Here is a 7,420-nt window from a genome sequence, read left to right on the forward strand (position 1 = left end):
TCCAGAGCAGGCCGTCCAACGCGGCTGACACAAAAAAGCTCGGAAATCTGGGGCTCGCATAAATTGGCACGGCCTTTGCGATGCATTCGGCATCGGCGCGGGGCAGTGCCTGCAGCCAAAGGGAAAGACAAAAAGATGGAAAACGAAACCACCAACCTCTTCCGCCGCCGCGATACCTTCTTCGGTATCTGCGAGGCCGTGGGCCAGGATTTTGGCTTCAACCCGCTGTGGCTGCGCCTCGCCTTCGTCGCACCGCTCTTCTTCTTCCCGGTCCAGACCTTCATCGGCTATTTCGCCCTTGGCCTGGTCGTCCTCGCATCGCGCCTGATCTTCCCCGCCAAGGCGGCGGCCCGGCCCACGCCGAACGCGATCGACGTCGCCGCGCCGCAGGCTGAAAAAGCCGAGGAACTCGCCCTCGCAGCTTAAGCGGAACCGGCCGGACGCCCTCTCCCTCCAAGTCCGGCCAACCCCCGGCCTTTATAGCGTCCACTGGTGCCATAGATGGGACCGGCAAGCTTCTCCCCGGGGCTTGCCGGTCCCCTTGCTTTTATTTCCGATTGCCTTGTTCCCTGAGCGCTTTTGTCCCCGTCTGGAACAGACATGGGCAAATCGGGGGCAAATCAATCGCCGCGCCATAAACGCGTCGTTTACGACGTTGATCTATGACCGATCGCTGTAATTCCATTGGCTTGGGCGCCGGCGCCCCGCCACAGCGAGGATCAAGCCTTGAGCCAATCGCCCCAGCCCCAAAAGCAGACGCGCGGCGTCGCCGAACTGCTCGATGCGCTGGTCGCCAGCGACGGCACCGGCGCGCATCCGCACCTCCGCTCGGGCGCGCTGTCGAGCGGGCCCGAAGCGATGCGCAACCTCGCCGACGCGGTGCATTTTCTTTGCCTACTCCACGGCCGTTATCCGGGCGTGATCGACAATGCCGCGCGCAAGGCGGTCGACCCCGCGTCGCGCCAGTGGATGGGCGAAGCGGCCGACGCTTTCGTCCAGGAACGCGCCTTTCTGACCAAGATCGCCTCGGCGGTCGGCCCGGTGCCGAGCACGCAGGGGCAGGCGCAATGCGAGGCCGCGGTCGCCGCGCAGCGCAAGGCGATCGACATGCTCGCCGAATCGGACCGCCACGGCTGCGCGCTCGGCGCCGCGATCGCGCTGACGCTCGACTGGCGGACGATCCGCGTCCTGCTCGACATCAGCGCGCTGCGGCTCGACCTCAGCCCACCGACCTGCACCCTCCCCGACCTTCGCGAAACCGCCCGGCTCGCCGCGACCGTCGCCGGAACGCCTGCGGTGGAACGCGCGATGGTGTTTGGCGCCCAGCAGCTGATCACCCAGCACAGCGGCCTGTGGGATCTGATGGCGGTGCGCGCCGCCAGCCGCCTGCATCCGTAAATCCCCCTCCCGCAAGCGGGAGGGGAGACTCGCTTGCACCCTCCCCCTCGCCCCGCTATGCCCGCTTGACGTTCACGTTAAGGGAAAGAGCCGATGCGTTTCGAAGGCACCAGCGCCTATATCGCCACCGACGACCTGAAGGTCGCGGTCAACGCCGCGACCCTGCTGCGCCGCCCCTTGCTCGTGAAGGGCGAACCCGGCACCGGCAAGACCGTGCTTGCCGAGGAGATCGCCAAGGCCTTCGACGCCCCGCTGATCACCTGGAACATCAAATCGACCACGAAGGCGCAGCAGGGCCTCTACGAATATGACGCGGTCGCACGCCTGCGCGACGGCCAGCTCGGCGAAGAGCGCGTCCACGACATCCGCAACTATATCCGCAAGGGCAAATTGTGGGAGGCGTTCACCTCGCCCAAGCTCCCCGTCCTGCTGATCGACGAGATCGACAAGGCCGACATCGAATTCCCGAACGACCTGCTCCAGGAACTCGATCGCATGGCGTTTCATGTCTATGAGACCGACGAGACGGTGACCGCGAAGGAACGCCCGATCGTCGTCATCACCTCGAACAATGAAAAGGAACTGCCCGACGCCTTCCTGCGCCGCTGTTTCTTCCACTATATCAAATTCCCCGACCGCGACACGATGGCATCGATCGTCGACGTCCATTTCCCCGGCATCCAGAAGACGCTGGTCAGCCGCGCGATGGATATCTTCTACGAAGTCCGTGACGTGCCGGGGCTCAAGAAAAAACCCTCGACGAGCGAGTTGATCGACTGGCTGAAGCTGCTGCTCAATGAGGACATGCCGCTCGAAGTCCTCCAGAACCGCGACGTCGGCAAGGCGATCCCGCCGCTCCACGGCGCGCTGCTCAAAAATGAGCAGGATGTGATGCTATTCGAAAAACTGGCGTTCATGGCGCGCCGTCAGGGCGGGTGAAAAGATCCTCCCCATAGCGAAGCGTTGGGGAGGGGGACCGCTCGCGAAGCGAGTGGTGGAGGGGCAGCAACGTCGGCGCCAAAACCCCTCCGTCAGCGCTTCGCGCTGCCACCTCCCCTTGGCTTCGTCATGGGGAGGATCTAATTACAACTGATATGCCACCTCAACATCGCCCCACCGGCGGCCATTGATCACCGCGGGCATATAGACGTTGCGCACGGTCACATAATTGATGCCGTCACCTTCCTGCCGATAGACCGTCATGAAAAAGGGCGCGGTGCTGCGCTTCGCCGCCATGTCGGTATCGTCGAGCAGGATGCGGCCGTTGCGGCAATGCGCGGTGTCATGCTCGAGGTCGCCGGTCGGCGCGCGCGAGCATTCGGTGATATGCGTCGGCAGAAAGCCGTTCATGTCGCCCGCCGACGACATCTTGATCTCGGGATGATCGGCGACGATGCGATCGAACAGCGGACGCCAGTGGGCGTCGGCCCAGTCGCACAGCGTCGTGCGGAAGCGTTCGGGGTTCGAGTTCGGCACGCGGATATAGTTGGTGTCGAAAAGCTGCTCCATCGTCAGCTCGCCGCGCGTGATCGCCTTTTCGGCAAGGGTCACGAATTCGTCGCGCACCTTTGCCGCAAGCGCGACGATCGCCGAATCCTGCGGCGATACGCCCGCCGAAATCACCGCGTTGAACATGCGGTTCGACACATGCTCCATCGACAGGATCGAATCGCGCGTTCCCTCCAGCGTCAAACTATTGTCGCGTACCGAGGCGACGACGCCGTCGAGCGCCTCGCGCACCTTTGCGCCATTGGCATGCACCATCGCGCTCGATTGCGCGATGCGATCGCTCTGGTCGTCGAGCAGCGCGACGAGGTGCGTCGCATCGTGCAACGCGTCGGTGATCGTTTCGAACTGCGCCTCGGCGCGGCTCGACTGTTCGACCCCCGACTGGATTTCGGTCACGAGCCCGCTCGCCTCGGCGGCGAGGCTGCCGATGCTGCGGCGGATCTCGTCGGTCGCGCCGCGCGTGTTCTGCGCCAACTTCTTCACCTCGGCGGCAACCACGGCAAAGGTACGGCCGGCATCGCCCGCGCGTTCGGCCTCGATCGCGGCGTTCAACGCCAGCATGTTCGTGGTCTTGGCGATCTGTTCGATCGACTGGCTGACCTGTTGCACCTGCTCCATCACCGCGGCGAAATTGGTGACATGTGCGCCGAGCCGCGCGATCAGGTCGATGACCGAGCGGAATTCGCTGACCGCGGCATTGACGCGTTCGGCGCCGGTGTCGAGCTGTTCGCACGCGCGCGCCGACAACAGCTTCGCCTCATCGGTCGAATCGGCAATCTGGCGCTGGTCGGCCTCGAGGCTCACGACATATTCCTCGAGCTGTCCGAGCTCGCCGATCTGCCGGTCCATCTGATCGGTCGCGCGCTTGATACGACCCGCGGCGTCGCTGCACCCCACGGCCAGCTCGCCGCAGTCGCTCGCAACCGACTGGTCGAGTATCGGCGCCGACGGATTGATCGGATCATATTTCATTGGCTTGCCCACGTCCCTGCATGATCGCGAAGCTATGCCGAAGATTGGTTAATGGGGCGTCAATTTCGCGGGCCAAATCGCAGAATCGAAGACGCATTGCACACCCGCCGGCGACGCATTAGTTTTCGGACGGGCTGTCGGGGAAACGGGGGGAAATTTCATGCGCCTTTGGCCAGTCGTCGCGGCGCTCGCCGCAATATCCGCGGTCCCTGCGAGTGCGCAGGAAATGATCGGCGGTTATCGCATCATCCGCACCGCAGACCCCGCAATCTGGTCGGGCGGCGAAACGACCGGGCCGATCACCCATATCGCGACGGGGACGGTCTTTCCCGAAAGCATCGACGGTTTTCAGCGCACCAGCCTGATGGCGGTCGACAATGGCAATGACGTCATGCTGCATTATCGGCTGAAGCGCGATCCGGCGCCGATCGATGTTTCGGCATTTCTGTTCCAGCGCGGTAAGCTGGCCGAACATCGGCTGAAGGGCGCGATCGCCTCGCTCGGCCATGGCCGCAAGGACATGACCTTCCTGTGGGCCGATGGCCCCTTCGACATCGACGCGCCGCAAAAGCTGCGCGGCTTCAAGGCCACCTACAAGGTCGGGATCGGCGGCGACACCCTGCTCGAATATCTCTATTTCATCGAATTGGGAAAATGGACCGCAAAGGTGCGGGCGACGCTGCCGGGGTCGAAAGAGCCCGCCGAAGAAGGCCGGATCGACGCCTTTGTCCGCGCGCTGCCTTGGGCGGCGATCCTTGCCGCGAACGGGTCTTGCAACGGCTCGGCGTGCGAAAGCGAACGGGCGATGCCGTTCAACAATCATATGGCCGAGATGTTCCTGACGAAGATCGTCGCGAGCGGTCAGGGCAAGGCGTTGCTGGGCGACGCGGCGGAGCCCGTTTATGCACGCGAAGCGGGCGGCAAGCGCTGGACGCTCTATCCGCTCGACGAGAAGATAGCGCCGTTGTTCGCGGAAGCATTCGGCCGAATCTCCGCGCGCGTGCCGCTTTACAGCCTGTCCTGGTCGGCGAAAAAGGAGAATGGCGTCGTCCGCTTCTTTGCCGGCAAGCCGAGCGAGGAGGCCTTCGCCGCGGCGGTCGACGGCCTCGTCGCGCATCCCGAAACATCGGCCTTCATCGCGCCGGCCGATGCGGCGGCCTACGCACCCGATTGAGGTTCGCCGCGATCGTCCTCGGCGGGGCCAGCTTTACGTTCACGTAAAGTGATTGCGCGGGCGGCGCGAACGCGATACGCCTGCCCCATGTTTTTCGGCTTTCTCGACGAGCTTCGCGCTGCGGGCATTCCCGCCAGCCTGAAAGAGCATCTGATGCTGCTCGAAGCGCTCGACCGCGAGGTGATCGACCGCAGCCCCGAGCAATTCTATTACCTCAGCCGCGCGATTTACGTGAAGGACGAAGGCCTGCTCGACCGCTTCGACCAGGTGTTCAACAAGGTCTTCAAGGGCATCATTTCCGATTACGGCCAGAACCCCGTCGACGTGCCAGCCGACTGGCTGAAGGCGGTCGCCGAAAAATTCCTGACCCCCGAGGAAATGGCGGCGATCGAATCGCTCGGCGACTGGGACAAGATCATGGAGACGCTGAAGGAGCGGCTCGAGGAACAGCAGAAGCGCCACGAGGGCGGCAGCAAGTGGATCGGCACCGGCGGCACCTCGCCCTTCGGCAATTCGGGCTATAATCCCGAGGGTGTGCGCATCGGCGGCGAGAGCAAGCACAAGCGCGCGCTGAAGGTCTGGGAAAAGCGCGAGTTCCAGAATCTCGACAACAGCAAGGAACTCGGCACCCGCAACATCAAGATCGCGCTCCGCCGCCTGCGCAAATTCGCGCGCGAGGGCGCGGCCGACGAGCTCGACATTCCGGGCACGATCGACGGCACCGCGCGGCAGGGCTGGCTCGACATCAAGATGCGCCCCGAGCGGCGCAACGCGGTCAAGCTGCTGCTCTTTCTCGACGTCGGCGGGTCGATGGATCCGTTCATCAAGCTCTGCGAGGAATTGTTCAGCGCGGCGACGACCGAGTTCAAAAATCTCGAATTCTTCTATTTCCACAACTGCCCCTATGAGGGCGTGTGGAAGGACAACAAGCGACGCTGGTCCGAACGCCACCAGATGTGGGACATCCTCCACAAATATGGCCATGATTACAAAGTGGTCTTCGTCGGCGACGCGTCGATGTCGGCCTATGAAATCACCCATCCTGGCGGCAGCGTCGAACATTTCAACGAGGAATCGGGCGCGGTCTGGCTCGGTCGGATCACCCATGTCTACCCCGCGGCGGTGTGGCTCAACCCGGTGCCCGAGGCGCATTGGGGCTACACCCAGTCGGTCAAGCTGATCAAACAGCTGATGAACGACCGCATGTATCCGCTGAGCCTCGCCGGGCTGGACGATGCGATGCGCGAGCTGACGCGAAAGCATTGACGGCGCGGCGGCCAACTTTGCCCGTGACCATTTCGCGCCGATCCCTTAACTCCGTTCGCATCGAGCGAAGTCGAGATGCCCGTCGTCGGCGCATGCCCTCTGGATGTCTCGACTTCGCTCGACACGAACGGATTTCTCCGTATTAGGCCCGCAATGATCGACCTCCCCCTCGTCACCATCTTGGCTCTCACGGGCTTCATCAACCTGATCGGCGCGCTCGCCTATGCCGCGCGTATCGCCGGCGTCCGCACGCGGCGGATCGCGATGTCGTTCGCGTTGTTCAACATCCTCGTGCTCTTTTCGCGCACGTCGAACAGCTTCCTCGGCCCCTTCCTCGCCAAAAGGATCGAGACGCGCATCCACGACGGCAGCGGCGCCTCTCTGTTGATCGACATGCAGTTCGTGCTCGCCGCGGCGAGCGTCGCGACGCTGATCGGGATACTGCTGGTGCCCACAGGGCAGCGCATGTTCGCCGCCGCGATCGGCTGGTATCAGGACAACCGCTCGACGACGAAGCTCGCGCTGAAGGCCGCGAGCCCGAGCGGCCTGCGCACATTGGGCCGCTCGCTGACCTTCCCCAGCCTGTCGCACCTCAAGAGCTGGCGGATGCCAAAGGGCATCGGCTGGGGCGTGCTGATCGCCAACTGCCTCGCGCAATCCTTGCTCGCGGTCGGCGTCGTCGCGTCGCTTTACGCTGGTTATCTCGCCCCCGAATTCCGCGTCACCGCGTCGCAGCTCTCGGCGCTGATCAACGGTTTCGCCACGATCCTGCTCTTCGCCTTCATCGACCCGCAATTGTCCGTGATGACCGACGACGCGGTCGAGGGCAAAGTCGACGAGGCCGATTTCCGCCGCGCGATCACGCTGATCTCGCTGAGCCGCCTCGCCGGCACGATCCTCGCCCAACTCCTGCTGATGCCCGCCGCGCTGCTGATCGCTTACGTCGCCGTGCATGTCTGACACGCAGCGCGGACACAGCCGCTTCCATGCCGTGCGAGCGCGGCTGGAGGCGATGGCGGTAACACCCGGGCCGCGCGGCTGGTTTCTCGAATTTCTCGTCTTCGGCTTCAAACAGGGCTGGGCATGCCTGTTCGGCGCGCT

General features: G+C 63.8%; 7 protein-coding genes and 1 pseudogene. 7 read left to right on the forward strand and 1 reads right to left on the reverse strand.

What is annotated here, in order from left to right:
- The 3 genes from VJ811_RS14855 to VJ811_RS14865 form a co-directional block, all read left to right on the forward strand.
- Window positions 1-426, forward strand: a 426-nt coding sequence (locus VJ811_RS14855; protein ID WP_324073715.1) for a PspC domain-containing protein, incomplete at its 5' end; no start/stop codon positions are given.
- A gap of 300 nt (window positions 427-726) precedes the next feature.
- Window positions 727-1,398, forward strand: coding sequence for a DUF6975 family protein (locus VJ811_RS14860; protein ID WP_324073718.1), 672 nt, complete (start codon window positions 727-729; stop codon window positions 1,396-1,398).
- Between the two features lie 93 nt (window positions 1,399-1,491).
- Complete coding sequence (locus tag VJ811_RS14865) at window positions 1,492-2,337, forward strand: MoxR family ATPase (protein WP_324073719.1); 846 nt, start codon at window positions 1,492-1,494, stop codon at window positions 2,335-2,337.
- 144 nt (window positions 2,338-2,481) lie between these two features.
- On the opposite strand, the gene VJ811_RS14870 is transcribed toward VJ811_RS14865, so the two are convergent.
- On the reverse strand, window positions 2,482-3,891 hold the full coding sequence (locus VJ811_RS14870) for a methyl-accepting chemotaxis protein (protein WP_324073721.1): 1,410 nt from the start codon (window positions 3,889-3,891) through the stop codon (window positions 2,482-2,484).
- Window positions 3,892-4,039: 148 nt separating this feature from the next.
- Between VJ811_RS14870 and VJ811_RS14875 the strand changes: the two genes are divergently transcribed.
- From VJ811_RS14875 to VJ811_RS14890, 4 genes and pseudogenes are all read left to right on the forward strand, one after another.
- A complete protein-coding gene (locus VJ811_RS14875; RefSeq protein ID WP_324073723.1) occupies window positions 4,040-5,053 on the forward strand; it encodes a hypothetical protein in 1,014 nt (337 codons plus the stop codon).
- 87 nt (window positions 5,054-5,140) lie between these two features.
- The gene (locus tag VJ811_RS14880) at window positions 5,141-6,319 is read left to right on the forward strand and encodes a VWA domain-containing protein (RefSeq protein WP_324073724.1); all 1,179 of its coding nucleotides are present in this window, start codon (window positions 5,141-5,143) and stop codon (window positions 6,317-6,319) included.
- A gap of 153 nt (window positions 6,320-6,472) precedes the next feature.
- Window positions 6,473-7,279 (forward strand): lipid II flippase Amj family protein, encoded by an 807-nt coding sequence (locus VJ811_RS14885; RefSeq protein ID WP_324073726.1) that lies wholly within the window; start codon window positions 6,473-6,475, stop codon window positions 7,277-7,279.
- Window positions 7,272-7,420 (forward strand): annotated as a pseudogene (locus VJ811_RS14890) (DUF817 domain-containing protein); the annotation flags it as partial. The gene VJ811_RS14885 and the pseudogene VJ811_RS14890, both read left to right, overlap by 8 nt.

This window comes from Sphingopyxis sp., assembly GCF_035250425.1.
Lineage (GTDB): Bacteria > Pseudomonadota > Alphaproteobacteria > Sphingomonadales > Sphingomonadaceae > Sphingopyxis.